Consider the following 25,867-nt stretch of genomic DNA (forward strand, 5'->3'; position numbering starts at 1 on the left):
GATTTAGGCCGGCCTAAAACAACGTAAAAGCTCCGGTTTTTAGGCACGCCTAAATCGTTGCGCGATAGTACTTTTCAGACAGCATGAATCAATATTAATATGTGAATTCGAGATTTTTCAGGAGATGGCACGCGTTTCAGCGTGCGCGACGTGGAGCGCGCCGGGCCATCAATACCGTATTTTTCGAACCCAGTCGAACCCGTTCGGGAAGCGACCCGTAGATGAACTGCTGGAGGAGGCCTTCCCGGGGTGCGCCGAGAAGGGTGAGGTCGTAGTTGTTCGACCGATGAATCACCTCCTCCGGGGCGCTTTCAGTTCGAACGATGGTCGTTCCCGTCTCGGCCACGTCGCGTAGGTCCCTCGCAACCCCTTCCACGAGCCCAATCGCCGCTTCGATGGCCGGTTCGGTCGCGTCCGTGGGTACGCAATGAACGACGTCGATTCGCGCGGGCGTGTCCAGCGCCAACGCGCGAGCCATCTCCCCCGCGAGGTCGGAGTGCGGGCTGTCCGCGACCGCCAGTAGGAGTCGCTCCATCCGGTCGGTCGCCGACCCCAACTCCTCGACGTACGGTTCCACGCCGAACCGTTCGACGTAGACGTCGCACGCCGCATCGGCGAGGAGTCGCTCGACCGTGTCTCCGCGAAACAGTCGCCGTCGCTGTGAGGACGTATCCCGCGTCCCGAGAAACGCCGCGTCGTATCCGCGTTCGTCGAGGAGATGGAGCAGCGCCCGCGTCTCGCTATGTGCGAGACAGACGCTTCCCCCCGATACGCGTTCGACCCCCTCCTCGGCCGTCCGGTCGAGAAGTCGAGTGACGTCGTCCCGGGCGCTCTCGACCTGCGACTCCTCCGCGACGTGACTGAGCGGCGTCTGTTCGGGGAAGAGGACGACGTTGACGAGATGAACCTCGCCGTCGCGCGTCCGAGCGAGCGCCGCCGCCGCTCGTAGCAGTCGTTCGACGTCGTGTTCCTCCCGTTCGTCGGCATCGGAATCGAGGATGGGAACGAGGATTCGATATCGCTCGCCTCCTCTCTCACCCATCTCCGAGTCGTCCAGCACGAACGCGCCCTCGGTTTCGGGGGCGTCTCCCGTCCCACCGTCCGTCACGAGTCGGTCGGACGATTCTACTGCTATGCATCCGTCGTCGAACGGACTCGGGACCATGGGGGAGATACGCTCGGCAGACACATCAATACAGCAGCGCTCCCCCATGCGGAGTGCGGCGTTGGATTTTCCCGACGGGGGACGGAATCCGCGGATTCCGTCCCCAACCGACGTGACACCGGCTGTCGCGAGACGGCACTCCGGAAGAGTTACTTCCCGAACAACATTTTGTACCTCGCCGACGTACCCCGTCTCGGGGGAAACACATGGGAGTGGACGAAAACAAGGAGACAGTCAGCCGACTCATCAACGAGTTCGTCAACGAGGGGAACGAGGCCGTGGCGGACCAACTGCTCACGGAGGATTACGTCCGGTACGACCCCGACGCGCCGGACGGCGCGCAGGGAGCGGACGAGTTCAAGGAGATGATTCGGATGGTCGGGGAGGCGTTCCCCGATTCGGAAGTGAAGATAGAGGAGATGATCGGCGAGGGCGACTTGGTCGTGTTCCGCGGCACCGAAACCGGCACTCACGAGGGCGAGTTCGTCGGCCACGAACCGACGGGGGAGACGTTCGAGATGACCGGCCTCGCGATGCACCGTGTCAGAGACGGCCAAATCGCGGAGACGTGGGCCAACTGGGACATGCTGGGGATGATGCAACAACTCGGCATCGTTCCGACGCCGGACGAACTGACCGAACTCTCCGACTGACCGAAGCGTTCATTTTTCCGTTCGAGGGTGAAACCAACCGGCAACTTCCTGTTTCACACACACGTAGGTGGGTACATGGGGGAGAGAATGGGAGAAGTAGCCGTCGAAGAAGCCGACGAACTCGAAGCCGTACTGGAGGACACTGACTCGCTCGCTATCGTCTGTCACTACCAACCGGACCCGGACTGCCTTGCGAGCGCGTTCGCGCTCGAATGGATCGCCACCCGAAACGGCGTGGACGACACCGCCATCTTCTACCAGGGCCACATCACCCATCAGGAGATTCGCTCGTTCATCGGCATTTTCGACATCGAACTGCACGAAATCGACGAAACCTCCCTCGAGGAGTACGACCTCGTGGCCTTCGTCGATCATTCGATTTCCGGCACCGAAGTCGAGATTCCGCCCGCGGTCACGGCGGACGTCGTCATCGACAACGTGGAACCGCCCGGCGAATCGGACGCCGCGTTCGTCGACACGCGGGCCGAGTACGGTTCCACGGCCGCGATTATGGCCGAGTACGTCACCAACGAGAGCGAGGATCCACCGGAACTGGTCGCCTCCGCGTTGCTCTTCGCCATTCATCGGGAACGGCTGGACGACATTCGCTATCCGACTCGACTCGACTACCAAGCCGCGCTCGACCTGTTTCCGTACGCGGACGTCGACCTCATCGAGGAGGTGTACGGGTCGTCGCTCACGCCGGAGACGCTGGACGCCGTCGGACGGGCCATCCACCACCGAACGATGCGCGGGTCCGTCCTCGTTTCCAGCATCGGCCAGACGCCAGACAGCGGCGCGCTTCCGCAGGCCGCCGACTACCTCCTCCGACTCGAAGGCATCCGGACGGTGCTCGTCATCGGGGTGGTCAACGGCGACCTCTGGCTGAGCGCCCGCTCGTTCGACCCCCGTATCGACATCGGGATGATACTCCATGATGCGTTCTCCGAGTTCGGCACCGCGGGCGGCCATCAGGACCGAGCGGGCGGACAGCTATCGCTCGGCATCTTCGCGGACACCGACATGGATTCGGCCGTGATAAACGAGCGCCTCTTCGAAATCGTCGCGGACCGCTTCTTCGGGGCGCTCGCGCTCGAAGAGGACTGATTAGGACGCTACCGACACTTGCTCGAACGCGTGTGGTCACTCCGCCCGAGGAGCTTCACGCGTCCGTTTCCGTCCCGCCGCCCTTACGAAGCCCCGAGAGGAGCGTCCGCCGCTCCGTCAGTGCGAATCCGACGGCGATGACGAGGAATCCGGCGACGGTGTGTAGGGTTATCGTCTCGCCGACGAGGACCCATCCCGCGATCGCGGTGACGACGGGGACCACGTAGGAAACGAGCGCCGTGCGAACCGCGCCGATTCGCGAGATGAGTTCGAAGTACGCCGAGTACGCTCCCGCGGTTGCGACGATTCCGAGGTAGGCGACCGAGAGCAGGAGCGTGGAACCCCACGCGGTCGAAACCCGCTCGCCGAGGCCGTAGCTCACGGCGTGGAGGAAGAGGCCGCCGAGGAGGAGGCCCCAACTGGTCGTCACGAGCGTCGGCAGCGTCGTCTCGAACCGTCGGGTGAGGACGGTCCCTAACCCGAGACAGGCGGCACCGCAGAGGAGTATCCACGGGCCGATTCCGCGCGCGGAGAGGAGTGTATCCGGGTCGGGATTGGCGATAATGGCGACGCCGAGGATGCCGAGGCAGACCCCGAAAGCGGAGAGGGGAGACAGTCGCTCGCTCGGCAACAACAGCCACGCGAACAGCGTCGCCAAGATGGGGTTGAGCGCGAACACTACGGCCGCAACTGCGCTCGGCGTGGACTCCTGTCCGAGGAACAGGAAGGCGTTCGTCCCGGCGGCGACAAACAACCCCGCGGCGCAGACGGTCACCCAATCGCCGGTCGTTTTCGGCCGCCAGTCGTCGTACCACGCAACGACGGACGGGACGAGGACGACGGCCGCGATGTCGAGGCGACTCGCGGCGAAGAACACCGGCGGGAGGTTGTGCAGGCCGACGGAGATGGCGACGTAGGAGCCGCCCCACGCCAATGCGACGTACGCGAACAGCGCGGCGACGAAACCGGAGCGGGAACTGGGCACGTTCGTCCCGACAGGACGGACGGATAAAGCGGTGATGACGCGGACGAGGGTGACCGGTAGGTCAGGAGAAGGGATGACCGGAGCAAACGGTCAGGGGTCAGAACTGATCGGAACGTGTGTGCTCTAAAAAAACGACGACGGTGTAGACGGCACACCATCGTCCTGTATCGCAACGATCAGTGGTTTTCGGGACAGTTCAGGTCGTCACTACGTTGTTCCAGTTCCCGTTCCGGTACGGGCTGGACGTTCGTCGATTCGTCCCGGTTTCGGTTCTTCCGGGTCGCGATTCGTTCCGCGCGTTGCTTCCGAAGCCCGTGCAGAACGACCTCCATCCCTTCCGCTTTCGTGATGACGACGACCGCGTAACGGTCGTCGCTCGGGCGCGTACTCGCCGCGCCGCGCGGGGAATGGCGTTGTGTGGACATAGTTACCTTCCGTTGTACCCGTGTTTGTTCTATCGCACGATACAAGCGAGATTACTCCGTACTCATTCAAAAGAATTGAGGCCCTACTGCCTATCGTTTGGGACTTTTTCAATAAAATTGGCGATGTGTCGTCTCGTTTCCCTGTTGCATGTCGTGGACCGTCGCGGTTCGTCGTGGAGATAGTGTCGTTCTCGGCCACAAATCAGTGGGTGTTCGGCGTCGTCCGTATCGTGGAGAATGCCTGACATTCCACGGCGACGGGTACTGGGGGGAACCGCTGGGCTTGCGTTCGCGCTCACGGGGTGGGGCGCGGGCGACGGCCGCGCGAACGACACGCGACGAATGCGAACGATTGCCGACTCCGTCGTCACCACGACGGACGAACTCGAATCGACGTTCGAAAACCTCTCGTCCGGCGAGACGGTCCTCATCACGGCGAAAAACGCGCCGTACCGGACGACGGGATGGCTCGACATCGACGCGGACGACGTGACCGTCGTCGGACCGGGCGTGCGGACGCTGATAAAATCGGCCCCAAGTGCCAACGCCGGCGGGTTTCGCGTCGGCCACCGTCGCCACTGCTCGAACGTCACGATTCGGGGCATCGGCTTCGACGGCAATCCCGACGAACAGAGCATCTTCACGAAGCTCTGCCACGGCATCGTCGTGAAGGACGCAAAGGACGTCACGCTCGCGGGGAACTACGTGACCCGAACCCACCCGTACCACGAACACAGCACGGGCGGGAGCGGCATCAGCGCGGAACCCGCGAGTCGGAACGTTCGGATCGTCGGCAACCGAATCGAGGACATCGGCGACAGGGGGATACAGGTCGGGGGAACGAGGGTCGTCGTCGCTCGAAACGTCGTCACGGACGGCCTCGACCGCTCGATCTCCTGTGACGTGTGGCGGAACGGACGCCACCGCCAAGGGGGAAACATCGCCGTCATCGGGAACGTGCTGGGGAACAACCCTGAAGGGAGTCTGGTCGGCATGGGCGGCGACGACCTGACGGACGGCGGCGGCTACGTCGTCATTTCCGACAACCTCGGGTTCGGCCACCACAAGTCGTTCTGCCACCTCGGTTTCGAGGGGACGGTCCGGAACGTCCGAATCGACGGGAACGTCAGCGTACAGGAACGGCGGGACGATTACTCGGGGATCTCGCTCGACATCGAGCGCGCCGAACACGTCACCGCGGTGGACAACGACCTGTACGGCTACGGCGGCCGGGGAATCAACGTCAGCGAGGGGATATCGGATTTCGTCGTCTCGCGAAACCGTATTCGAAACGTGGCGAGCGACGGCATCAGGATCGCCGGTGCGGAGGACGGCGTCGTCGCCCGAAACACGGTTTCCGGCACCGGCCGGACGGGCATCATCCTCGAAGGGGCGCGGTACGTCGCCGTCGAAGGGAACCGATTCCGGGACCTCGAACGGGTCGGCATCCTCGCGGCGGGCGGTGATACGTTCCACGAAATCAGCGACAACCACGTCCGCGGATTCGCGGCCGGGAAGGGTCACGAGGCCGGGATGTTGATCCAAAGCGAGAAGAACCTCGTCCGGCACAACCGAATCTACCGCAGCGGCGGCCCGGCGATCGTGGAGGGTAACGGCGCGCACAACCTCTACGACGGGAACTGGTCGGACGCGAAACACCCGTGGCACATCCGAAGCACGACGTCGCGCGTCCGCGACCACACCCCCGCTTTCGACGTCCACCGCGGAGTGAGCGTCGATGGGTCGGGACGCGCGACGGTGGAGTTCGAAAAACCGTACGCCACGCGGCCGAAACTCTCGTTCGGGCGGGTCGGCGGCGGGGTTCGCGGCGTCTCCTACCGCACCGCGAACGACGGCGATTTCGACGCGGTGCGACTCACCGTGGCGTCGCCGGACTCGACGGTGGACGTGTTCGTCGAACCGGCCTGAGTTTCGGCCCTACTCGTCCGCCGCGGGCGCTCCGGCAGTGAGGCGAAGGAAGACGACGCTCCCTTCGGTTTCCTCCTCGGGTTCGTCCCACCTGTCGCGGTCGGTGGGGTGCTGGTAGAACAACTCCGGCGGGACGTGAACGCCCTTGCCCTGCGGTTTCTCGGGCATCAACACGTAGTGGCCGTCCCGCGAACCTCGCAGGTGGACCCGATAGTAGATTTCCCCGTCCCGCGCCGTCCGTTCCTCCGCGACCCGTTCGACGGTGAACTCCCGCGGGGTTCGGAGCGTTCCGGTGTCGGTGCCGACCGTCACCGAATCCCCGCGCCGAAGCCGATAGAGTACCGACAGCAACCCGCCTCCACCCGCATTTCGTGCGTCTTCCCGTGCTGGCATGCCGTACTAGAGGTTCCGCGCGAGCATAAACCGACGAGTGGTCGAACGTCTCGGAGAATCCCGAACGCTCCCCAGAGCCCCGAACGTTTCTGGCGGTGGAGGACGAACGGAAGGTATGAAACGGACGACCACGGAAACCGGTGGCTGGTTCGACGTGCTGCTCGAAACGGAGAGCGCGCAGGCCGCCTCGATGGTGCTGTCGCCCGGCCAATCCACCGGCGGACCGGAGAACAGACACGAGGAGAGCGAGCAGTGGCTGTTCGTCGCTTCGGGAACCGGCGAGGCGACCGTGGACGGGGAGTCGGTCGACCTCTCGCCGGGCGACCTCGTGTGTATCGAGGAGCGCGAAACACACGAAATCACGAACACGGGCGACGCGCCGCTCGAAACGGTCAACCTCTACGTGCCGCCGGAGTACTGATCGAATGGAACGAGGGACTACAGGCGCTCGATCTTGATGAACCGTCGCGCGGCGCGAGAATCGTCCGACCCCGATTCGAACAGGCTGCTGAACGACGCGTCCGGGTCGGCGCGAAGGCGGGCGAAACAGTCCCGACAGACCGTCGCGGAGTCGGCGGACGATCGCCCGGATGTCACACCGGCGTCGATTTCGGTGCGGACGACGCGAAGCACGGCGTCGTCTCGACAGCGCGAACAGTCGTCGGTCGATCCCGAGCGGTTCGATGGCGTCTCTGGAGTCATCGCTCGTTCACAGCACGAGCCTTCGCCGCAAGAGTATGCGGTCCGTACCGGACGGTAGCGAGGTGATAGCGACCGCCTACTCGCCGTCTACTGTCGGGGAACTGCCCGACGAAAGGGTGATGGTCGAAATGCGCCTAGCGTCGAGTGGGTACGAACATCGCGGCTTTTTCGTTCCGCGTGACCCACCGCGAGCGACGACGAGAGGGGAAACCATGGCAGTACAATCGCGAGACGAGGACCTACGACCGGTCCGACTCTACCAGTTCGAGGGAAGGGACGTATGGCAAGAAGGGGACGAACACGCGCGACTTCGGGGCTACTTCCCGCTTTCTCCGGGGACGCCGGGTGCGGGGGACGTTTCGGGGGAGGACCTGATGATGGTCTGCATCGAACTCGAACCCGGAAACTACCTCCCGACGCACCGCGACAGCAACGAGGAGTTGCTCCACGTGACCGCCGGAACGGTCGAAGCGACGGTCGGAGAGACGACGGCGGAACTGACGGCGGGAGAAATCGCGCTCGTGCCCGTCGAAGCCCCGCACAGCATTCGAAACGTGGGGACCGAGACAGCGCACGTCCTCGGCATCTTCCCGAACGACGAACTGACATCGACGTTCGAGAAACCGCTGGAACCGTTCGGCACGGCCGTCCTCACCATCGGTCCCGACGCCGACACGGAGTAAATCGAGAAACCGAAGCCGACTCGCCCGTCGCGGGTCGGCACGCGCTTTTATCCCGGTTCCGGACCAATTCCGGGCCATGATACTCGCCGACGCGGAGGACCACTACCGGTTCATCACGCAACCCGACCACGCGAAGGTGGCCGGGCAGTTCGCCGAACACTGGGGGAACGAGACGTTCGACCGACCAGACCCCTACGCCGCGATGGTCCTCGCGGCGGACACCCACGACGACGGGTGGTGGGAGTACGACCGGCGACCCCACCTCGAAGACGGCGACATCGTCGACTTCCTCAGCGTTCCGGCGGAGGCGTGGGTGACGTTCTACGACGACGGTATCGACGGCATCGTCGAGTTGAACGAGTACGCCGGACTCGTGGCGTCCATGCACGGGTCCGGCCTCCGCCGCCGTCGCTACGGCCTGTCGTCGTCGTGGCCCGACACGCCGCCAGCCTTCGAGGAGTTCGTGGACCGCGAGGAGCGGCGACAGCGACGACTCGCCGACGGGTTGTACGAGTCGGGCGACAGTGAGGAAAATGACGGGCGTGACGACGGCGAGCGACTTTCGGACGCCGACGTGGACCTCCTCACCGCGATCCACGAGCAGGGCGAACCGCCCGAGGGAACCGAAAGCGAGCTGTGGCGGAACTACGAACTCCTACAAGTCTGGGATTTCCTGTCGCTCGTCCTCTGCACCAGCGAGTGGCCCGAGGAGACGGCCATCGACTCGGTGCCGAAATCGGCGGACGACGAGGACGTATCGATGACGGTGACGCCCGTCGGCGACGACGAGTTCCGACTCGATCCGTACCCGTTCGACGAGTCGCCGCTCACCGTATCCGTGCCCGCGAGAATCGTCTCGAACGGGGAGTACGACAGCGACGCCGCCCTCCTCCGGGAGTACTACGCCGGGGACCACGAGACGATCGAGTTTACCCTCCATCGATGATTCCGCTGTTACACGACTTTCGAGACGAACGCGTCCTCGTCTTCGGCGGCGGCCGGGTCGGCTACCGAAAGGCTCGCCGTTTCGCTCGGGAGGCGGACGTCCTCGTCGTCGCGACGGGATTCGCGGACGAACTCGAATCGCTCTCCGAGGACGAAACCGACGAACGGAACGGAGGCGTCTCGCTCGTCAAAGCCGCCATCGACCCGGCGGACGCCGAAACGTGGTTCGACGACGCCGCGCCCGCGCTCGTCGTTGCAGCGACGGACGACGCGGCGCTGAACGAAGCGATCGAGCGGGCGGCGAGAGAGCGCGGAACGCTGGTGAACCGGACGGACGAAAGTGGCGGACGCGACGCGGGAAGCGTCGTCGTTCCGGCCACGGCCCGCGACGGCAACGTGGTCGTCGCCGTCGGAACCGGCGGGCGGAGTCCCGCGGTGAGCCGCGAACTCCGGAGGCGAATCGAACCCGTAGTGGCCGGTGCGGAAACCGTCACCGCAGTCACGGCGGACCTGCGGGACGACCTGAAACGGCGGGAAATTTCCGCGACGAAGCGCCGGAACGCCGTCCGTGCGGTCGTCGAATCGGACGCCGTCTGGGACGCGGAAAGCGAGAAACGAGCGAGAGAAGAAGCGGAGCGAATCGTGGATCGAGTCCTCGGAACCTGATCAAGCGTCGAACTGTCGGAGCGCGACGAGTCGGTCCTCGGCGGACCCGTCGGCGAGCACGTCACGCGCTCGTTCCACGCCGTCGTCTATCGATTGCACGTCGCCGCGGGCGTACAGACGGAGCGCGGCGTTGAACGCGACGGCGTCCGCGAGGTCGCCATCGCCCTCGCCGGAGAGGACCTCCTCGGTGATTCGCGCCGAGTCGCCCGGCACGTCGTCCACGTCGAGGGCGTCGCCGTCGAACGCCATCTCGTGTCGGTCCGTCTCGATTTCCGCGCCGTCCCACTCGACGTACGTCGTGTGTCCCGGTCGAACGTCGTCGTAGCCTTCCAATCCCTGAAACATGAGGATGCGGTCTATCTCCTGCGTTCGACTCTCCGAGAGCGTGTTGATGACGCGCTCCCCGAACGTCGTGTGGAAGAAGCTCCCGAGGTGAACCGACGCCTCCGCCGGGTTGGCGAGGGTTTCCACGGTGTTGACGAACGTCCGCACGCCGAGGGCGCGCCTGTCGTCTTCGAGGGCGGCCACGGCCGGGTTGAACCGCGCTTGGTCGTAGAAACCGAAGCCCACCTCGTCGGTCATGTCGGCGCTCGTTTCGGGGTCGAGGTCGGTGTCCACGCCGAGTTCGTCGAGGACGTGCCGGTAGGCACACCCGTCGCTCATGGGTACGCGGTCGCCGCTGTGGACGGCGACGGGGGTTCCGGCGGCCGCCGCGACCAGTCCCGAGGCGACGCCGAGGAGGGCCGTCCTCGATTTTCCGTCGTAGTTCGCGCCGCAGTCCACCGGGTCGCAGTCCGGGGCGGCGGAGACGGTCTTCTCGACCATCGCGTCCACGAACCCCGCGAGTTCCTCGGGCGTATTCCGTTTCCAGCGGTTCGCCACCCAAAAGCCGCCGAGCGCGACGGAGGAGACGTCGCCGGAGAGGATTTCACCGAACGCGAATTTGGCCTGCTCGTAGTCCATGTCGTCGGCCGACTTCGGCCCCGAACCGACGTGTCCGATGAGGTCCCGAAAGTCGTGCCCCATCACTCGACACCTCGCTCCGAGACGACGGCGTCCGCGAACGACGGAACGCCGACGGACGGCGTTCCGTCGAGATACTCCACCACGCGGTCGCGGACCGAGACCACGTCACCGACGACGGTGACGGCAGGCGGTTCGATACCCACCTCGTCCCGCCGGTCCACGATGGTGTCGAGCGTCCCCGTCACGGTGAACTCGTCCTCGCGGGTCGCCCGTTCGACCATCGCGGCGGGGGTGTCCTCCGGGACGCCCGCCGAACACAGCGCGGCCACGTTGTCCGGCAGTCGGCGGACGCCCATCAGAATCACGAGCGTCCCGCCCGCGCGAACCGTCGCAGCGAGTGCGTCCCAGTCGAGGGCGCTTTCGGCCTTTGTCGGGTCCTCGTGGCCCGTGACAACGGTGACACAGGAGGCGTGTTCGCGGTGTGTGACCGGAATCCCGGCGACGCCCGGCGCGGCCACCGCGCTCGTGATGCCCGGCACGATGTCGAAGTCGATTCCGGCGGCCGCGAGGTGTTCGGCCTCCTCGCCGCCGCGCCCGAAGACCGTCGGGTCGCCGCCCTTCAGTCGAACCACGTCCTTTCCCTCGCGGGCCAATCGGACGAGCAGGCGGTTTATCTCCTCCTGCGTCGTCCGCTCGCCGTCCGGGCCGGGCCGTTTGCCGACGTACATTCGCTCCGTCGAATCGGGACAGGAGTCGACGATTCGGTCGTCCGCTAAATTGTCGTGACAGACGACGTCCGCGTCGTCCAGCAGTTTCCGCGCCTTTACCGTCAGCAGTTCCGGGTCGCCCGGTCCTGCACCGACTAAATAGACTGTTCCAGTGTACATACTCACGTTTCGCCTCCGCATCGTTTCGCGCTCCGGTACCGCGCTCGGTAGCCCTCGAGGTCGTTCGCGGCACCCGTTTCGTCCGATTCGTTTTCTTCGTCCGCACCGTCCGCCCGCTCCTCTATGTCGCGGAACTCCCGCACGGCGGCGACGAACATCGAACATGGTTCCCGGCACGGAAACGCGCCGTCCCCGCGCGGAACGTCGATTTCGTCGTCGGCCGTCGCGTCCCACTCCCGACGGGCACAGCACTGCTCGTCGACGCAACACGCTTCGACGGCGTAGTCGAGCGCGTCGCGGCCGAGGTCCCCGACGTCGGCGTAGATGCCCGTCTGCCGGGCCGCCGTCTCCCGAAAGTGGGTCACGTCGAGTTCGCCCTGTTCCTCGCGGTACCAGTTCGCAATCGAGGCCGGGTAGACGAACTCCACCGCTCGCAGGAGGTCGGATGCGTCGAGGTCCGACAGCACCCATCCCGTCGGGAGCGTGGCCGCCGTCGCCAGCGGTCGGTACTCGCCGTCGTCGGTGAACCGCACGGCGTCCCGCGTCTCCGTCGGGTCAGCGTGGGAATCGAGGTCTTCGAGGTCCGCGTTGCGGTCGTCGACGTGTCGCAGTTCGTACCGGCGTCCGCGGTCGGTTTCCGTGCCCACGACGGCGAGTTGGCCCCACGTTCGCGGCGAGTCCACTCCTATCCGGGCCAAAAACGCGTCGCGGGCCGCCGCGGCCTCGCTTCGTTCGGCCACGACGTCATCGCTCGCTCCGTCCGTGTCTTCGGTCGGCGCTCCATCGCTTTCGGCCGCGAGACGGTCGCGTGCCCGCTCGATGACGACGTCCGCGAGGAGCGGTTCCGTGCCGACGGCACCCGAGTACCAGACCCGTTTGTCGTCCACCTCGGCGGGGGTGGGATAGCCCGTTGCCGCGTCGTCGGTCAGTCCCACGTCCTCGGGGATGTCCTCTTGGGTGTGGTAGCCGTCCGCGATGAACAGCGGGACGACGACGAGTTCGTCGCTCTCGAAGTGGTCCGTCAGGTCGTCGATGTACGGCGCTTGGTCCATGAACAGCGCTCGAACCTCGTCGAATCGCCCGCCGTCGTCGATGGCGGTCGCGTGGTCGCGGGTCGCCTTCGCGCTCCGCGGATTGCGCTCGGTGCCGTGGCCGACGATCGCCAACCCGACACCAGAACCGACGGACGGGTCGCCGGTCACGCGCTCCGCGCGCTGGAGGATGACGTCGGCCATCGACTCGTGCGTGCCGACCGGGTCGGCGTAGTGGACCGACTTGTCCACGTCGAGGTCCCACCCATCCGTCATGCGGAGTTCGCGGGGCAACACCTGTTCGGTAAAATAGCCCTCGCTCGTGAATACGGGAACGACGACGACGGCGCTCGATTCGACCGTCCGGAGGACGTTTCGGAGCGAGGGGGCTTCCTTCCAGAACGCCTCGCGTACCTCGGCGAAGGCGTCGCGGGAGCGAATCTCGTCGGCGTGGTCGTACACCGGCCTCGCGGACCCCGAATTCCGGTGTGAGCCGTGCCCGACCAGTACGAGCGCCGTCTTCTCGGTCATTCTTCCAGTTCTTCGTTCTCCTCGTCCCGGTCGTCCGAGAGGTGTTCCCAGATTTCCGTGCATCCCGCGCCGTCGGGGACGCCCTGCAAGTGTTCGTCGTCGCGGGGGTCACTGACTTTCCGTTCGGTGACCGGTTTCTCGCTCACTGAACGTCACCCCGCGTCGTGAACTGCTCGTCCGTCGTTTCGGCGACCGACCTATCCGTCAATCGGCGCGTGGCTGAATAGCGTATGGTCATCACAACCTCCTATGTCGCGTATCCCCTAAATCACGACTCTACCCGTAATTCCGGCCACTGCTGCCAAGTAGCGGCAATAAATGTGGGGTACCTTCAACTGGAGGAATACGAGGATTGTCGGAGTTCAGGCCGCAAGGACGAGCGTACCGGTCGTTCGACCCTCCGTGACGCGTCAGGCGATTCGGCGGGGATTGTGACAGCCGATGTATTGAGGGTCCGGTACCGAGGAGATGAAGCATGGTGACTGCGGTTCGGACGCTGGACGAGGGTGCGTGGGTCAACGTGAACAACACGCGAATCGTCGGCGTGAGCGACATTTGGCGGCTTGCGAACCACGACGTCTGTGACTGTGACGTCGCGTTGTTCCTCGTGGAAGTGTTCACCGACATCGGCGTCGACGGGCCGTGGGTCGAAGCCCGCGCCGCCGGTCAGTGTATCGGCTGCGGGGAACGAAACACCACGGGGTGGCTCCGCATCGGACGACCCGTGCCACGGAGCGACGAATTTCGGACGGTAGACCACGAACAGGTCCACCGTCCGTCGAAGACGCGTTTCCGCGGATGAGCGGGGACGGCCACGTCAGTGGTCGGTGCAAAAATCGCCGGTACTTCTGATCCCCGGCGGACCTTGACGCGGAGGGCGATTGTTTACGGGTGGCGTCTGTAGGGACCCCCATGCCGACCGACGTGGAGAAATGGAAGGATGAGGTTTACGGAGAGGAGATTCGTGACCACATGCGTCGTTTCGCCGAGGAGGGCTGGGAAGCCATCCCCGAGGACGAACACGACGCGTGGTTCGAGCGGTTCAAATGGTGGGGGCTGTATCACCAGCGCGACGGCCAAGAGAGCTACTTCATGATGCGAATCGGGCCGCCGAGCGGCGTCCTCGAACCGGGACAACTGCGAGTCATCGGCGAAATCGCCCGCGACTTCGCCACCGGTCCCGCCGCGAATCCGGAGTTCGGCAACGGCTACGCCGACGTGACGACGCGGCAGGCGGTCCAACTGCACTGGATAAACATCGAGGACGTGCCGAAGATATGGGACCGCTTGGACGAGGCGGGCCTCTCCACGAAACAGGCCTGCGGCGACTCGTGGCGGAACATCGTCGGCTGTCCTGTCGCGGGGAAGGACAAACGCGAGTTCGTCGACGCGCTTCCCGTCGTCAAGGACCTCAACGAGAACTTCAAGGGCAATCCCGAGTACGAGAACCTTCCGCGGAAGTGGAAGGTGTCGGTGACGGGCTGCCGCGAGGGCTGCGGACAGGGCGACATCAACGACGTAGGCATCGAACCCGCGGAGAAGAACATCGACGGCGAAACCGTCCGCGGCTTCAACGTCCGCCTCGGCGGCGGACTCGCGGGCCGCGAACCGCGCTTCGCCCGCGACATCGACGTGTTCGCCGAACCCGACGAAGTGGTGCCGATTCTCGGCGGCCTCTCGGGGCTGTTCCGCGACTACGGCAACCGCGACAACCGTCGGCGCGCCCGCATCAAGTTCCTCGTGGACGAGTGGGGACCGGAGAAGGTCCGCAAGACGTTGCAGGAGGAGTACGTGGACTTCTACCTCAAGACGGCGGGCGAGGACCTGCGCGAGGAGTACTCGTACAACGCGGGCGTCCCGGACGACCACGGCCACGCGGACCACGTCGGCGTCCACGAGCAACCGGACGGCAACTACTACGTCGGCCTGAACGTCCTCGTCGGCCGCGTCGGCGCGGAGGAGATGATAGAGATGGCGGATATCGCCGAAAAGTACGGCTCCGGCGAAACGCGCCTCACCCAGCGCCAGAACGTCATCCTGATGGACGTGCCGGAAGAGCGCCTCGACGCGATGCTGAACGAACCGCTGTTGGAGCGCTACAGCCCCGACCCGCATCCCTTCCAGCGCGGATCCATCGCCTGCACGGGGACGGAGTTCTGTTCGCTCTCCATCGTGGAGACCAAGAACCGCCAAGTGCGCCTCTCGCGCTGGCTCAAGGAGAACGTCGAGCTTCCGGACGACGTTGAGAACTTCCACATCCACCTCTCGGGCTGCACGGCCTCCTGCGCGCAGCCGCAGATCGCCGACATCAGCCTCCGCGGCATGAAGACGCGGAAGAACGACGAGACCGTGGAAGCCCTCGACATCGGCGTCGGCGGCGGCCTCGGAAAGGACCCGAGCTTCGCGACGTGGATTCAGGAGCGCATCGCGGTGGACGAGGTGCCCGGCGCGATTCGGAACCTCGTGGAGGGCTACGCGGCCCGTCGCGAGGACGGTCAGACGTTCCGCGAGTTCGTGAACACGCTCCACGCGGACGAACTCGAAACGCTGGCCAGTCCCGAGGAGACCAGCTACGAGGACCCGTTCATGCACAACACGAAGCAGACGTGGTACCCGTACGCCGAGAACGACGCCCGAGAGGACAGTCCGGCCCCGAACAGCCCGTCCGACGTGGTTTCAGATGACGACTGAGCGCAGCGAGGGAGCGTCCGAAGCCGGCGAGTCGCAGCGGCGACGGCGACCCAGCGCGGTGTCAGGGGACGATTGAGATGGCCGACCGCGTGCTCTCGGTGACGGCCTACACGACGTTCGACCTGCTGGACGCCGTCGCGGAGGGTCACGGCTGGACGGACGAAGCCATGGCCGTGTTGAACGTCAAGACGCCCCGAAAGAACCCGGACGAGGTGTTGCTCCAACTCGAACTGGACAACACGTCGCTCGACAACCTCCCCGCTCACGCCGAAACCGTGTCGCTGTCGCCCGACGAGGCGCGGAAACTCGCGGGCGAACTCGAACGATACGCACAAAAGGTCGAAGACGAAGGATAGTCGTCCGTTACAGGTGACACTGGAATCCGCAGGAGGTGCATCGAAGCGAGTCGTGGTCGCGGACGATGACGCCGATACCGCACTCCGCACAGGTTCCCTCGTAGGATATCGACCTCGACGGTATGCGCATCATCGTGTCCCGTACCCGCTCCAGTTCGGCGATCTTTCGACGTTGATCGTGTATCTGGCGCTCCAACCGAGCGAGCTGCATCAGCTGCCGCTCCCGTTCATCCCGGCGCGCGCCCCGTGGTCCCCGAATTTCCATGTGCCATCCACCACGCGTACGAAGGAGACGGACACGCATTAACTACCCCGCATGCGAGTAAAGTCTTTTATTACTGTTTCGCATACCATGCGCTCGTCACGTCGGACCGATGTCGCGAGACGGCGCACGTCGAAAAAAGAGTCGTCGTGGATTCACCGCTCGGTTTCAGGGTTCGAGCAGCACTTTCGTCACGCCTTCCTCGCGGCTGTCGAAGCGCTCGTACATCTCGGGCGCCTCTTCGAGGTCCACGCGGTGTGAGACCACGAAACTCGGGTCGGCGCGTCCCTGAATTATCAGGTCGCGGAGTTGACGGTTGTACTCCTTGACGTTACACTGGCCGGTGCCGACCTTCAGTCCCTTCTCGAAGAACTTCCCGAAGTCGATGCCGAGACGGCCCTGTGCGGCCATCTCGTCCGGCGCTCCGGGGTCGGAGGGAACGTACAGACCGGGGACGCCGAGTTGTCCGGTTGCTCGAACGACCTGAATGAGTTGGTTGAGGACCACGGCCGGGTTCTCCCGTGCCGGGTCGTAGGCGTCGTCGCCGACGTCGGTGTCGGGGTCCACCGCTTGGTACCCGACCGCGTCGACGCCCTTGTCCACGCCGCCGCCGTGGATGTCCTTTATCTGCTCGACGGGGTCCGACTCCTCGAAGTTGATCGGCGTCGCGTCACAGTGCTGCTCGGCGAGTTCGAGTCGGCTATCGACCCTATCGACCACGTAAATCTCGGCCGCGCCCTTGATCTTCGCGCTGTAGGCGGCCATCAGGCCGACGGGACCAGCGCCGAAGATGGCGACGGATTCGCCGGGTTGGAGGTTCGCGAGTTCCGTCCCGTGCCACCCCGTCGGGAAGATGTCCGCGAGGAGGATGAACGAGTCCTCGTGTTCCGTCCCTTCGGGGAGTTTGAGGGCGTTGAAGTCCGCGAAGGGCACGCGGAGCTTTTCGGCCTGCCCGCCCTTGTACGGACCCATGGCGACGTACCCGTACGCGCCACCGGCGAAGCCGGGGTTCACGTTCAGACAGAACCCGGTATAGCCGTTTTCACAGTTCTTACAGACACCACAGGCGACGTTGAACGGGAGGACGACGCGGTCGCCCTCTTCGAGCGTCGTCACGCCGTCGCCAACCTCGTCCACGATACCCATGTTCTCGTGACCGAAGACGATGCCCGGGTCGGCGTCGGTTCGGCCCTCGTACATGTGGAGGTCCGACCCGCAGATGGCCGTCGTCGTGATGTCGATGACGACATCGTTCGGATGTTCGATTTCGGGTTCGTCTACCTCTTCTACGTCTACGTCGTGCGGTCCTTGGTATACGACCGCGTCCATTGACATTTCAATCCACCCCAAAGAGGGCACGCCATTCACACGTATGTGGTTATTCGAATTCATATGGTAGCTTCGGGATGAACAGAGCCTCGACAGCACTCCTTTCCAGTAAATACGTGTCGGACGGTTGATCGTGTCGGACCGTTGACTGTGTCGGACGACACCGTCAGCGCGGCGACTGTGATATCTCTGGGCCCCGTCGATCACCGAAAAGCAGCCATCTATATCGCAGTGTCGGTCGGCTTACGTTTGATGTTTCGGATGGTCGACCGCATCGTCGGACCGTGCGGCGTCCGTCTCCGAAACGGAGCGACACAGTTCGAGTCGGCGTTCGACCTCCTCGTGACCCCAGTATCGAACGGTTTCGCTCCGCGCTTCGTAGGTCAGAATTCCACAGTCCTCCAACATCGGGAGGTGAACGTGGTGAAGGCGAATCAGCGCCGTCTCGCGGTCGGAGGTACCGTCCAACTGAACGAAGTGGTCGACGAGGTCGTCCATCGTCGTCAGGGGAGTGTCAACGAGGAAGCTACAAAGGGCACGTCGCTCGGATTCGGAGAGGATGCGCTCTACGGTCCCGGATGGGAGCGGACTATCTCGCTCCTCCTCGGGATGTCGTCGACTCGTATCGAGATGTGTGTCGTTTGGGTTTTCCGAGTCGCTCATCATCACGTACAAACCATCGTGGTGGCACCAGTCCTTTGCCTCAGTATTGAGGTATCGGTCTCAGTCTATCCGAGGACGCCCCGAGAACAACAGCGTGAAAAGCTTGCGTTCCGCGGCCTGAAGGTGCTGGTGGAACGTCGGCGAGGAGATATCGAGCGTGTCGGCCAGTTCCTTTCCGGAACTCGCGCGGGGGTAATCGAAGTACCCCGCGAGATACGCGGCTTGTAGGATTTCCGCCTGTCGTTCGGTGAGGGTTTCGCCCAGTTCGTGGTAGAACTCGGAGGTCGAATGGAACGGTCGCTCACGGGACTGCTTCGAGAGGAGGCTTCCCTTCGAGTACACCGCTTCGACGGCGTCCAAGAAGGGCCGAACGCGAGTACTCGCCGGAATTTCGGCGACGATGTTTCCTTCACCGTTCTCTACCGACCCCTGTCGGACGTACGCCCCGCGTTCGATGAGCGCTTGGGCGGCCGTTTCGGTTCCGTGGAAGGACACCTCCAACTGGGCCTCGTCGCCCGTCTCCCGGATGATGCGTGCGCGTTCGATTTTGGGGGACCGCTCGGCCAGTTCGATGACCTTCTCCGGAGCGACGCCGCTCGACGTCACGTAAAAGTGGTACACGTCGTCCACGGACGGGACGACGCCATCGAGTTCGAACGAACATCCCAGTTCCTCGGAGGTGACGACGAAGAACGACCCCGTGTTCGTTATCGAGAATTCGAGTTCGAGGACGCGGTCCGAGTAGAGGAGTTTCTTGCTCTCGACCGCGTTGATGGCGTGACCGATGGTCTCCCCCAACTCGCTGAACACGTCCCGTTCACGGTCGGAGACCAACGTCAGTTGGGTCGCGTACACGACCAACACTCCGTACGTGGTTCCGCGGTAACTGATGGGGATACACGCGATGGAACCGTACCCGCGTTCGTCGGCGGCGGATCGTAACGACTGCGGCAGCGCCGACAGGGTCGACACGTCCTCGACGAGGTTGAACTCTCCCGTCCGTAGTGCGGTTCCGGCCCCTCCCGCTTTCGTCTCGGGTCCCAACCCCGCGATTATGTTCAGATACTCGTCGTCGATTCCCGAAGCAGTTCGAACCGTCAACCCCTCCTCGGCCGACGATTGCGTCGCGATGAGGGCACCGTGATAGGCGTTCGAATCGGCGAACCGTTCACAGACGGTGCGCTCCACCTCCTCGCGCGACGGCGCGGCGACGAGGGCTTGATTGATGTCCCGAACGATGGCGTTGATGCGGTTCAGCGTCGTCAACTCGTCCCGCTGGCGGGCGAGAGCGCGTTCGCGTTCCGCGCGGGTCAACGCAGTCTCCGTGTTCGTGGCCAACACCCGGAGCAGGTCAAAGTCGATTCGGTCGAAATCACGCGGCGAGGTGGACGCGGTGATGAAGATTCCGTGGTCGCCGAGCGGAACGATGATACCGCTTCGAACCGGCGTGTCCCGATCCGCTACGCTCGGCGTCGTTTCGAAGTCGGAGATGACCCTCGGTTCGTTCGTTTCGAACACGTCCCACGCGAGGTCGTCGTCGGACGTGTACGTCGGCACGTCACCGTCGAACAGGTTCTCGACGCGTTCGGTCAGCACCGCCGGTTCGAGGGTGTCGGTATCCTCCGTGAGCAGATAGATACCGGTCGCGGGCAGGTCGAGTACCTCGGTCGCGGTCTCCACCGCTCGCTGACAAATTTCCGTCGGAACCGACGTTTCGAGCATCTCGTGCGTCGTCGTGTGTAACCGATTGAGGGCTTCCTCGCGCCGTTTTCTGTCGCTGATATCGTGGAAGATCCCCTGAATCACGCGCCGTCCGTTCAGGTCGGTGCTGTTCGAGTTGATGGAAACGGGAATGCGGTCGCCGTTCGAATCGACCACCGTGAGATTGTGCGTGTCCACGGCCGACGTGTTCGGTTCACCCCGGCGTTCGAACAACCGCTCGTACCGCTCCGACTTACCGTCGGGATGGAGGTCGGATTGGTGCATTCCCTCGATCTCCTCGACCGACCGGTCGAGGAGGTCCGCCGCCGCTCGGTTCGCCTCCAAAACCTCTCCCGTCTCCGCGTCGGCCAGAAAGATGGCGTCGGGCGCGGTGTTCACCAGCGTTCGATACTTCTCGGTCACGGTGTCGAGCTCCCCCTGTCGCTGCTTTCGATCGGAGATGTCACGTACCGTCGCGGTGAACAGCGTCTCGTCGTGATACCGATGTTGGCGAAGCGAAAATGAGAGTGGGAACTCCTCCCCGTTTCGACGCACGCCGGTCCGCTCTAAACCGGTGTGTTCGGCCGTCGAGTCGGACGTCACTTGCTCGCGGAACTCCGTGAAATACGCATCTCGATGGCGTTCGGGAAAGAGTTGCCGTATCGATGTTCCGAGGAGGTCGTCACCCTCGTAGCCGAAGAGTTGCCCCGCCACCTCGTTCGCGAAAACGATGGTCCCGTCCTCGGAAACCGTCATCACCGCGTCGAGCGCGTCCCGAACGACGTGTCTAAAAAAGGCCGTCGTTTCCTCGCTTTCCCTCTCGAGGAGCGGGGAGGGGGGAGACGATGTCCCGTTCGAAAACGGTTCGGTCATGGTTGGAATACGAACGGAGACGGGGACCAAGATACTTTTGCTCCCTATCCGACCGTTTGATCACCGTGTAGGAAATAATCCTACACAATCAGGATTTAGATAGTGAGCAAACCAGTTGAGCCTGCTCCGTGAGCGGGTTAGTTTCGCTCGTATCGATATGTACGTTCCACGAGGTCGTAGAGGAGGTCCTTGTCCACGATGTCCGCGTTCGTGGAGAGCCAGACGTGGGGGTCGCCGGTGAGGTCGTAGTCGACGATTCCGACGAACCCGAGTCTCGGGAGGTGCCGGTGAACCATCCGGTCGCGCAGCCGTGATCGGCTTTCCACGGTAACGAGCGCCGAGACGGAACGGGTGAGTCGTGACAGCGAAATCGTGGTTTCGTCGTGCCGAAAGAGGACGTAGATGATGTGTCGAACCTCCTCGTCGGAAAGTACCGAAAAAGTGCGCGACAGCGAATCCGCGGTGTCGATGACCAGCGGGGAGTCGTCGCTGTCGGTCCACCTGCTGTCAGGCGGTAACTCCGAGCAATCGTCCTCCACCATACGGTCGTAGTTGCAGCAGTATCGTCATCCCATCTCTGGTTTCTCTTTCACCCATTTTTTGACGGGGTGGCTCTCCGGCGGGAAGCCGTTCCGCGGGACTGAACGACGGTCAGGGGATCGAATTGACGGCCTGGTTAGATAACAATTATACGTGCAGTCTACCACGTTTCCCGTGATGACTGGTCACAATCTGCACGATTATGACAACGAGTGCGAGAGCTTCGAGTGGGACGAAATCTTCGCCGAAGCGGAGTGGGACGCGCCCGAACGCCTGAACATCGCCCACGAGGTTTGTGACCGGCACGCGGACGACCGTGGGAAGGTCGCGCTGTACTACGCGGGCAAGGACGGCGAGCGCGAAACGCTCACCTTCTGGGAATTGGCCGAGGAGTCGAACCGCTTCGCGAACGTCCTCTCCGACTGCATCGACTCCGGCGACCGGGTGTTCTCCTACCTGCCGCGGATTCCGGAGCACTACGTCGCGCTCATCGGGACGCTCAAGGCGGGCGGCGTCTGGGGCGGCGTCAACGAGCGCTTCGGCCCGGACGGCATCGCCTACCGATTGGACGACTGTGACGCGAAGGCCGTCGTCACCACGGCGGCGAACCGGGACACCATCGAGAAGGCGCTCGAAGACGCCCCCTCGGTCGAACACGTCATCGTCATCAGCGACGATGGAACCGGGATTCGACGCGGCGACGTCAGCTATCACGCCGCGATGGAAGACGCCGAAACGGAGTACGAGACGGCCGAGACGGGCGGCGAGGACGACGCCCTGCTGTACTACACCAGCGGAACGACGGGACTGGCGAAGGGCGTCCTCCACAAACACCGCTGGGTCGCCGGCGTCGCCGCAACCCAGCGGTTCGCCGTGGACCTGCAACCCGGCGACTGCTACTGGTCCACCGGCGACTTGGGGTGGCTGACCGGCCCCATCAACACGCTCGGCGCGTGGTTCTGGGGCGCGACGCTGTTCACCTACGAGGGCGAGTTCGACCCCGAGACGTGGGCTGGGCTGCTGGACGAGTATCCCATCTCCGTGCTGTTCAGCGTCCCGACGGCCTACCGGATGCTTCGGGAGAACGAGTCCGTACTGGACGGGGTCAATCTCGACCTTCGTCACGCGCTCTCCATCGGCGAACCGCTGTCGGCGGGCGTGGTCGCGTGGGGCGAGGACACCCTCGGCGTCACCATCCACGACACCTACGGCCAGACCGAGACAGGAAATATGATTATCAACAACTACCCGACGATGGAGATTCGGCCGGGGAGCATGGGTAAGCCGCTGCCCGGAATCGAGGCCGCCGTCGTGGACCCCGAGACCGGCGAACCCCTCGAACCCGGCGAGACGGGCGAAATCGCCCAACGGGGTGACTACCCCTGCTTCTTCGCGGAGTACTGGAACAAGCCGGAGAAGACCGCCGACTGCTTCGTGAACGATTGGTACCTTTCGGGCGACTTGGGCCACCTCGACGAGGACGGCTACTTCTGGTTCGAGGGCCGCGCCGACGACGTCATCATCAGTTCGGGCTACCGCATCGGTCCCTTCGAGGTCGAGAGTTCGCTCGGCGAACACCCCGCCGTCGCGGAGGCGGCCGTGGTGCCGAAATCACACCGCGAACGGGGTAACATCGTGAAGGCCTACGTCGTCACGAGCGCGAGCGCGAACCCGACGCCCGAACTCGCCGAGGACATTCAGAACCACGTCAAGGAGGAACTGTCCGCCCACGAGTATCCGCGCGAAGTCGAGTTCGTGGACGAACTGCCGAAAACCGTCACCGGGAAGATTCGCCGGACTGAACTGCGCGACGAGGACTAGTCCTTCGGGACGAACCGGGCGACGGTCAGTCCCTCGGTTCCCATACCGCCAGCGTAGACCGCACCGTCCGTCACGGCGGGACCGCTGGTGAACCGTACGTTCGAATTCGAGAAGCGCCACACCGTTTCCCCTGTTTTCGGGTCGAGCGCCCCGAACGTCTCCGAGTAGGATTCACTGAGGGACCCGACGGGGAGGTACAGGTAGTCGGAACTCGCCGCGATGCTGCTCGCGTAGCCCGCTTCATAGGCGTCCGACGACCAGCACTCGACACCGTTCTCCGCGGTGAACGCGAGCATCGTCGGCCCGTACTGGGAACCGAACCCCACGTAGACGTGACCGCCGTCCACCGCGAGATGGCCGATGTCCCCGACCTCCTTTCGCCACCGCTCGTTCCCCGAGCGTGCGTCGAGTGCGTACAGGGTCCCTTCCTCGGACCCGACGTAGACGAGATCCCGAGTCACGACCGGGTCACAGGACACGCGTCCGTCGGTCTTGTACCGCCATCGCCGGTCACCGGTCGCAGCGTCCAGCGCGTAGAGGTAGGTGTCGTCGCTCCCGACGTAGACGGTTCCATCGGAGACTGCGGGAAGGCTTTCGATTTCGAGGCCCGTGATGAACGTCCATCGTTCCTCGCCCGTCGAGGCGTCGAACGCGGCCAGAGACATATGACCCGAGACGAACACCGTTCCCTCGGCCACCTGAACTCCGGTCGAATAACGTCCCCGTCCGGCGGCCGATTCGGTGGACCAGCGTTTGTCGCCGCTCGTCGTGTCGAGCGCCGTGACCGCGTCGTCGCCCGCGATGAAGACGCGCTTCCCGGAAACCGCCGGTGCCGCGTTCATCGAACGGTTCACGCGCCACCGTTTCGCTCCCGTCGTGACGTTCACGGCGTGGAGTTCGTCCTCGAAGTTCGTCGTGTAGACGGTGGCTCCGACGACGACGGGACACGGTACGCCCCCGTACCCGTCCATCGTGTACGTCCAATCGAGAGCCAGCGGCGGGGCGGGGACCTCGGCCGTCGGAACCGACCCGGTGTTCTGCTGGCCGCCCGTCTCACTGGGCCACTCCGCCGTTCCGGGCGTCACGCTGGGGTCGACGGCACACTCCTTCGGTGGCGGGGACTTCTCTCTTTTCGAATCGCCAACCAAGCCGGAACAGCCCGCACCGAACGCGATGCCGCCCACCGCGAGGAATGCACGACGCCTCATCGGTCGCCCTCCGTCACCCGAAGAATCCGCCCGTACTGCGTCGCCATGAAAACCGCATCGTCGGTGATTGCCGGACCCTCCCCGGCCGCGTTTTGGTCCCCAATAGAGCCGAAGTACTCGCTCTCTTCCTGATTGCCGAGGTCTCCCCATAACTTTTCGCCGGACTCGGAATCGAGTGCGCCCGCTCCCACGAACACGGTGTCCTCGGTGACGACCGGCGCGCTCTCCATCGGGACGCGGCGTGACATCATCCCGTTCGGCTCGGCGAGGTTCACGAACCGCCACCGCTCGGACCCGTCGTCCGCGGAGAGGGCGTAGACGTTCTTCGAGGAGACGTAGACGGTCCCGTCGTGGACGGCGGGCGCGCTGACGACTTCGTACCCCGAGTTGAATCGCCATCGCCGCGTCCCGTCCGCCGCATCGACGGCGTGGAGGGTGGCATCGCCGACGAACACCGTCCCGTCGGCGACGACCGGTGCTCGCGGTACGTCGTAATTCCCGTATCTCGTTCGGTACTCGTACCGCCATCGCTCCTCGCCATCCGAGCGGGACAGCGCGATGAGGTTCCCGGCGTCGGTGGAGACGCTTCCCTCCTCGCCGATTCCTGTGGTGACGTAGACGGTGTCGTCCGTGACGGCCGGTTTGGCTCGTATTCGCCACGTTTTGTCGGAGAGGAACGACCCAAGCGACGTGAGCGTGCGTTGTCCGTAGCGCCACCGGAGGTTCCCATCGGTCCGCCGGAACGCGTGAACCGTGCCCGCGCGGTCACCGACGTAGACGTGACCGCCGGCGACGACGGGCGTTCCGGCGGGTGCACCCGTCTTCGTCCGCCATTCGACGTCGCCCGAAGCCGCGTCGAAGGTGGTCAGCGCCCGGTCGTTCGACCCGACGAAAACGAGGCCGTCCGCGACGGCGGGCGTCCCCGACCCGCCCTCAGGGAGCGTCGCCGCCCATCGGAGGTCCCCTGTGGTCGCATCGAGGGCGAGCAATCCGCCCTCGTCCGTATCTCTCGAACCCCTTGGAAGCCCGATTGCGACGAACACGGTATCGCCCGCGACCACGGGGCTACTCGTCAACCCGTCGATTATCCAGTCTTTGTCCACCGCCGATTCGGATTCTGCGACGTCCCAGAGCTTCCACTCGGAAACCGTCGGGTCGCTTCGGGGGACGGTCTTCGCGGCGGAGTGACCGACGTTCGTCGGCGATCCGTGGGCGACGGGCCATTCGTCCGGTGTCCGGTCGAGCGATGCGGGGGCGGAAGACGAACTGGCGGCGCATCCGGCGAGCGCGCCGACCGCTCCGACGCCGAAGGTGGCGAGGAACCGCCTTCGACCGGAGCGCTGGAGAGGCATATC

The 25,867-nt window shown here is 64.3% G+C and carries 27 protein-coding genes and 1 pseudogene; 11 read left to right on the forward strand and 17 right to left on the reverse strand.

Features of this window, described 5'->3' with window-relative positions:
• Positions 1–136: 136 nt before the first annotated feature.
• Positions 137–1,165 carry a universal stress protein gene (locus tag ACGYLY_RS09245; protein ID WP_395281942.1) on the reverse strand — a complete coding sequence of 343 codons (1,029 nt, stop codon included), beginning with the start codon at positions 1,163–1,165 and terminating at the stop codon, positions 137–139.
• A 206-nt stretch (positions 1,166–1,371) separates the two neighbouring features.
• Between ACGYLY_RS09245 and ACGYLY_RS09250 the strand changes: the two genes are divergently transcribed.
• Positions 1,372–1,818 carry an ester cyclase gene (locus ACGYLY_RS09250; RefSeq protein ID WP_395281941.1) on the forward strand — a complete coding sequence of 149 codons (447 nt, stop codon included), beginning with the start codon at positions 1,372–1,374 and terminating at the stop codon, positions 1,816–1,818.
• 87 nt (positions 1,819–1,905) lie between these two features.
• Entirely contained in the window at positions 1,906–2,925 is a 1,020-nt protein-coding gene (locus tag ACGYLY_RS09255) for a bifunctional oligoribonuclease/PAP phosphatase NrnA (RefSeq protein ID WP_395281939.1), read from the forward strand.
• 55 nt (positions 2,926–2,980) lie between these two features.
• Here ACGYLY_RS09255 and ACGYLY_RS09260 read toward each other — a convergent pair whose 3' ends face one another.
• Together ACGYLY_RS09260 and ACGYLY_RS09265 are read right to left on the reverse strand one after the other, a co-directional pair.
• The gene (locus ACGYLY_RS09260; protein WP_395281938.1) at positions 2,981–3,910 is read right to left on the reverse strand and encodes a DMT family transporter; all 930 of its coding nucleotides are present in this window, start codon (positions 3,908–3,910) and stop codon (positions 2,981–2,983) included.
• A gap of 176 nt (positions 3,911–4,086) precedes the next feature.
• Positions 4,087–4,335: a hypothetical protein gene (locus tag ACGYLY_RS09265; protein WP_395281937.1), complete on the reverse strand. Its 249-nt coding sequence runs from the start codon at positions 4,333–4,335 to the stop codon at positions 4,087–4,089.
• A gap of 237 nt (positions 4,336–4,572) precedes the next feature.
• Between ACGYLY_RS09265 and ACGYLY_RS09270 the strand changes: the two genes are divergently transcribed.
• Positions 4,573–6,264 (forward strand): right-handed parallel beta-helix repeat-containing protein, encoded by a 1,692-nt coding sequence (locus ACGYLY_RS09270; RefSeq protein ID WP_395281936.1) that lies wholly within the window; start codon positions 4,573–4,575, stop codon positions 6,262–6,264.
• A gap of 9 nt (positions 6,265–6,273) precedes the next feature.
• Here the strand turns inward: ACGYLY_RS09270 and ACGYLY_RS09275 are convergent, their stop codons facing one another.
• Positions 6,274–6,657 (reverse strand): hypothetical protein, encoded by a 384-nt coding sequence (locus tag ACGYLY_RS09275; protein ID WP_395281935.1) that lies wholly within the window; start codon positions 6,655–6,657, stop codon positions 6,274–6,276.
• A 115-nt stretch (positions 6,658–6,772) separates the two neighbouring features.
• Here ACGYLY_RS09275 and ACGYLY_RS09280 point away from each other — a divergent pair, with 115 nt between their 5' ends.
• Positions 6,773–7,078: a cupin domain-containing protein gene (locus tag ACGYLY_RS09280; RefSeq protein WP_395281934.1), complete on the forward strand. Its 306-nt coding sequence runs from the start codon at positions 6,773–6,775 to the stop codon at positions 7,076–7,078.
• Between the two features lie 17 nt (positions 7,079–7,095).
• On the opposite strand, the gene ACGYLY_RS09285 is transcribed toward ACGYLY_RS09280, so the two are convergent.
• A complete protein-coding gene (locus ACGYLY_RS09285) occupies positions 7,096–7,359 on the reverse strand; it encodes a hypothetical protein (RefSeq protein ID WP_395281933.1) in 264 nt (87 codons plus the stop codon).
• A 35-nt stretch (positions 7,360–7,394) separates the two neighbouring features.
• On the opposite strand from ACGYLY_RS09285, the gene ACGYLY_RS09290 reads away from it, so the two are divergent.
• From ACGYLY_RS09290 to ACGYLY_RS09300, 3 genes are all read left to right on the forward strand, one after another.
• Positions 7,395–8,042: a cupin domain-containing protein gene (locus ACGYLY_RS09290; RefSeq protein WP_395281932.1), complete on the forward strand. Its 648-nt coding sequence runs from the start codon at positions 7,395–7,397 to the stop codon at positions 8,040–8,042.
• A 76-nt stretch (positions 8,043–8,118) separates the two neighbouring features.
• Positions 8,119–8,988, forward strand: coding sequence for a DUF3891 family protein (locus tag ACGYLY_RS09295; RefSeq protein ID WP_395281931.1), 870 nt, complete (start codon positions 8,119–8,121; stop codon positions 8,986–8,988).
• Positions 8,985–9,653: a bifunctional precorrin-2 dehydrogenase/sirohydrochlorin ferrochelatase gene (locus ACGYLY_RS09300; RefSeq protein ID WP_395281930.1), complete on the forward strand. Its 669-nt coding sequence runs from the start codon at positions 8,985–8,987 to the stop codon at positions 9,651–9,653. The genes ACGYLY_RS09295 and ACGYLY_RS09300 overlap by 4 nt, the downstream gene beginning before the upstream one ends.
• Here ACGYLY_RS09300 and ACGYLY_RS09305 read toward each other — a convergent pair whose 3' ends face one another.
• From ACGYLY_RS09305 to ACGYLY_RS09325, 5 genes and pseudogenes are all read right to left on the reverse strand, one after another.
• On the reverse strand, positions 9,654–10,679 hold the full coding sequence (locus tag ACGYLY_RS09305; RefSeq protein ID WP_395281929.1) for an anthranilate phosphoribosyltransferase: 1,026 nt from the start codon (positions 10,677–10,679) through the stop codon (positions 9,654–9,656). It abuts the gene before it with no gap.
• Entirely contained in the window at positions 10,679–11,506 is an 828-nt protein-coding gene (gene cobA, locus ACGYLY_RS09310; RefSeq protein ID WP_395281927.1) for a uroporphyrinogen-III C-methyltransferase, read from the reverse strand. The genes ACGYLY_RS09305 and cobA overlap by 1 nt, the downstream gene beginning before the upstream one ends.
• A gap of 2 nt (positions 11,507–11,508) precedes the next feature.
• Entirely contained in the window at positions 11,509–12,246 is a 738-nt protein-coding gene (locus ACGYLY_RS09315) for a DR2241 family protein (protein WP_395291255.1), read from the reverse strand.
• A 63-nt stretch (positions 12,247–12,309) separates the two neighbouring features.
• A pseudogene (locus tag ACGYLY_RS09320) lies at positions 12,310–13,068 on the reverse strand (CbiX/SirB N-terminal domain-containing protein); the annotation flags it as partial.
• Positions 13,065–13,214 (reverse strand): hypothetical protein, encoded by a 150-nt coding sequence (locus tag ACGYLY_RS09325; protein ID WP_395281926.1) that lies wholly within the window; start codon positions 13,212–13,214, stop codon positions 13,065–13,067. The gene ACGYLY_RS09325 and the pseudogene ACGYLY_RS09320, both read right to left, overlap by 4 nt.
• Before the next feature lie 329 nt (positions 13,215–13,543).
• On the opposite strand from ACGYLY_RS09325, the gene ACGYLY_RS09330 reads away from it, so the two are divergent.
• The 3 genes from ACGYLY_RS09330 (at position 13,544) to ACGYLY_RS09340 (ending at position 16,115) form a co-directional block, all read left to right on the forward strand.
• Positions 13,544–13,870 carry a hypothetical protein gene (locus tag ACGYLY_RS09330; RefSeq protein WP_395281925.1) on the forward strand — a complete coding sequence of 109 codons (327 nt, stop codon included), beginning with the start codon at positions 13,544–13,546 and terminating at the stop codon, positions 13,868–13,870.
• Positions 13,871–13,980: 110 nt separating this feature from the next.
• Positions 13,981–15,759 carry a nitrite/sulfite reductase gene (locus ACGYLY_RS09335; RefSeq protein WP_395281924.1) on the forward strand — a complete coding sequence of 593 codons (1,779 nt, stop codon included), beginning with the start codon at positions 13,981–13,983 and terminating at the stop codon, positions 15,757–15,759.
• A 77-nt stretch (positions 15,760–15,836) separates the two neighbouring features.
• Positions 15,837–16,115, forward strand: a complete 279-nt coding sequence (locus tag ACGYLY_RS09340) for a DUF6360 family protein (protein WP_231184198.1) — start codon at positions 15,837–15,839, stop codon at positions 16,113–16,115.
• Positions 16,116–16,122: 7 nt separating this feature from the next.
• On the opposite strand, the gene ACGYLY_RS09345 is transcribed toward ACGYLY_RS09340, so the two are convergent.
• The 5 genes from ACGYLY_RS09345 to ACGYLY_RS09365 form a co-directional block, all read right to left on the reverse strand.
• Positions 16,123–16,380, reverse strand: coding sequence for a hypothetical protein (locus ACGYLY_RS09345; protein WP_395281923.1), 258 nt, complete (start codon positions 16,378–16,380; stop codon positions 16,123–16,125).
• 165 nt (positions 16,381–16,545) lie between these two features.
• The gene (locus tag ACGYLY_RS09350; RefSeq protein WP_395281922.1) at positions 16,546–17,706 is read right to left on the reverse strand and encodes a glutathione-independent formaldehyde dehydrogenase; all 1,161 of its coding nucleotides are present in this window, start codon (positions 17,704–17,706) and stop codon (positions 16,546–16,548) included.
• 243 nt (positions 17,707–17,949) lie between these two features.
• On the reverse strand, positions 17,950–18,369 hold the full coding sequence (locus ACGYLY_RS09355) for a hypothetical protein (RefSeq protein ID WP_395281921.1): 420 nt from the start codon (positions 18,367–18,369) through the stop codon (positions 17,950–17,952).
• A gap of 60 nt (positions 18,370–18,429) precedes the next feature.
• Positions 18,430–20,943, reverse strand: a complete 2,514-nt coding sequence (locus ACGYLY_RS09360; protein WP_395281919.1) for a PAS domain S-box protein — start codon at positions 20,941–20,943, stop codon at positions 18,430–18,432.
• Between the two features lie 137 nt (positions 20,944–21,080).
• Complete coding sequence (locus ACGYLY_RS09365; protein ID WP_395281918.1) at positions 21,081–21,485, reverse strand: hypothetical protein; 405 nt, start codon at positions 21,483–21,485, stop codon at positions 21,081–21,083.
• 172 nt (positions 21,486–21,657) lie between these two features.
• Here ACGYLY_RS09365 and ACGYLY_RS09370 point away from each other — a divergent pair, with 172 nt between their 5' ends.
• On the forward strand, positions 21,658–23,304 hold the full coding sequence (locus ACGYLY_RS09370; protein WP_395281917.1) for an acyl-CoA synthetase: 1,647 nt from the start codon (positions 21,658–21,660) through the stop codon (positions 23,302–23,304).
• On the opposite strand, the gene ACGYLY_RS09375 is transcribed toward ACGYLY_RS09370, so the two are convergent.
• Together ACGYLY_RS09375 and ACGYLY_RS09380 are read right to left on the reverse strand one after the other, a co-directional pair.
• Positions 23,301–24,512, reverse strand: coding sequence for a PQQ-binding-like beta-propeller repeat protein (locus ACGYLY_RS09375; protein WP_395281916.1), 1,212 nt, complete (start codon positions 24,510–24,512; stop codon positions 23,301–23,303). The two genes, ACGYLY_RS09370 and ACGYLY_RS09375, sit on opposite strands and share 4 nt — an antisense overlap.
• Positions 24,509–25,864: a PQQ-binding-like beta-propeller repeat protein gene (locus ACGYLY_RS09380; RefSeq protein ID WP_395281915.1), complete on the reverse strand. Its 1,356-nt coding sequence runs from the start codon at positions 25,862–25,864 to the stop codon at positions 24,509–24,511. The genes ACGYLY_RS09375 and ACGYLY_RS09380 overlap by 4 nt, the downstream gene beginning before the upstream one ends.
• Positions 25,865–25,867 lie beyond the last annotated feature (3 nt).

This window comes from Haladaptatus sp. CMAA 1909, assembly GCF_043952005.1.
Classification (GTDB): domain Archaea; phylum Halobacteriota; class Halobacteria; order Halobacteriales; family Haladaptataceae; genus Haladaptatus.

Excerpts from the sequence above, each read along its gene's own strand:
- ACGYLY_RS09275 (WP_395281935.1), bottom strand. The coding sequence starts at position 6,657 with ATGCCAGCACGGGAAGACGCACGAAATGCGGGTGGAGGCGGGTTGCTG.
- ACGYLY_RS09255 (WP_395281939.1), top strand. The coding sequence starts at position 1,906 with ATGGGAGAAGTAGCCGTCGAAGAAGCCGACGAACTCGAAGCCGTACTG.
- ACGYLY_RS09295 (WP_395281931.1), top strand. The coding sequence starts at position 8,119 with ATGATACTCGCCGACGCGGAGGACCACTACCGGTTCATCACGCAACCC.
- ACGYLY_RS09265 (WP_395281937.1), bottom strand. The coding sequence starts at position 4,335 with ATGTCCACACAACGCCATTCCCCGCGCGGCGCGGCGAGTACGCGCCCG.
- ACGYLY_RS09280 (WP_395281934.1), top strand. The coding sequence starts at position 6,773 with ATGAAACGGACGACCACGGAAACCGGTGGCTGGTTCGACGTGCTGCTC.
- ACGYLY_RS09335 (WP_395281924.1), top strand. The coding sequence starts at position 13,981 with ATGCCGACCGACGTGGAGAAATGGAAGGATGAGGTTTACGGAGAGGAG.
- ACGYLY_RS09270 (WP_395281936.1), top strand. The coding sequence starts at position 4,573 with ATGCCTGACATTCCACGGCGACGGGTACTGGGGGGAACCGCTGGGCTT.
- ACGYLY_RS09340 (WP_231184198.1), top strand. The coding sequence starts at position 15,837 with ATGGCCGACCGCGTGCTCTCGGTGACGGCCTACACGACGTTCGACCTG.
- ACGYLY_RS09285 (WP_395281933.1), bottom strand. The coding sequence starts at position 7,359 with ATGACTCCAGAGACGCCATCGAACCGCTCGGGATCGACCGACGACTGT.
- ACGYLY_RS09380 (WP_395281915.1), bottom strand. The coding sequence starts at position 25,864 with ATGCCTCTCCAGCGCTCCGGTCGAAGGCGGTTCCTCGCCACCTTCGGC.
- ACGYLY_RS09365 (WP_395281918.1), bottom strand. The coding sequence starts at position 21,485 with ATGGTGGAGGACGATTGCTCGGAGTTACCGCCTGACAGCAGGTGGACC.
- ACGYLY_RS09350 (WP_395281922.1), bottom strand. The coding sequence starts at position 17,706 with ATGGACGCGGTCGTATACCAAGGACCGCACGACGTAGACGTAGAAGAG.
- ACGYLY_RS09375 (WP_395281916.1), bottom strand. The coding sequence starts at position 24,512 with ATGAGGCGTCGTGCATTCCTCGCGGTGGGCGGCATCGCGTTCGGTGCG.
- ACGYLY_RS09360 (WP_395281919.1), bottom strand. The coding sequence starts at position 20,943 with ATGACCGAACCGTTTTCGAACGGGACATCGTCTCCCCCCTCCCCGCTC.
- ACGYLY_RS09305 (WP_395281929.1), bottom strand. The coding sequence starts at position 10,679 with ATGGGGCACGACTTTCGGGACCTCATCGGACACGTCGGTTCGGGGCCG.
- ACGYLY_RS09245 (WP_395281942.1), bottom strand. The coding sequence starts at position 1,165 with ATGGTCCCGAGTCCGTTCGACGACGGATGCATAGCAGTAGAATCGTCC.
- cobA (WP_395281927.1), bottom strand. The coding sequence starts at position 11,506 with ATGTACACTGGAACAGTCTATTTAGTCGGTGCAGGACCGGGCGACCCG.
- ACGYLY_RS09330 (WP_395281925.1), top strand. The coding sequence starts at position 13,544 with ATGGTGACTGCGGTTCGGACGCTGGACGAGGGTGCGTGGGTCAACGTG.
- ACGYLY_RS09250 (WP_395281941.1), top strand. The coding sequence starts at position 1,372 with ATGGGAGTGGACGAAAACAAGGAGACAGTCAGCCGACTCATCAACGAG.
- ACGYLY_RS09300 (WP_395281930.1), top strand. The coding sequence starts at position 8,985 with ATGATTCCGCTGTTACACGACTTTCGAGACGAACGCGTCCTCGTCTTC.
- ACGYLY_RS09290 (WP_395281932.1), top strand. The coding sequence starts at position 7,395 with ATGCGGTCCGTACCGGACGGTAGCGAGGTGATAGCGACCGCCTACTCG.
- ACGYLY_RS09355 (WP_395281921.1), bottom strand. The coding sequence starts at position 18,369 with ATGAGCGACTCGGAAAACCCAAACGACACACATCTCGATACGAGTCGA.
- ACGYLY_RS09345 (WP_395281923.1), bottom strand. The coding sequence starts at position 16,380 with ATGGAAATTCGGGGACCACGGGGCGCGCGCCGGGATGAACGGGAGCGG.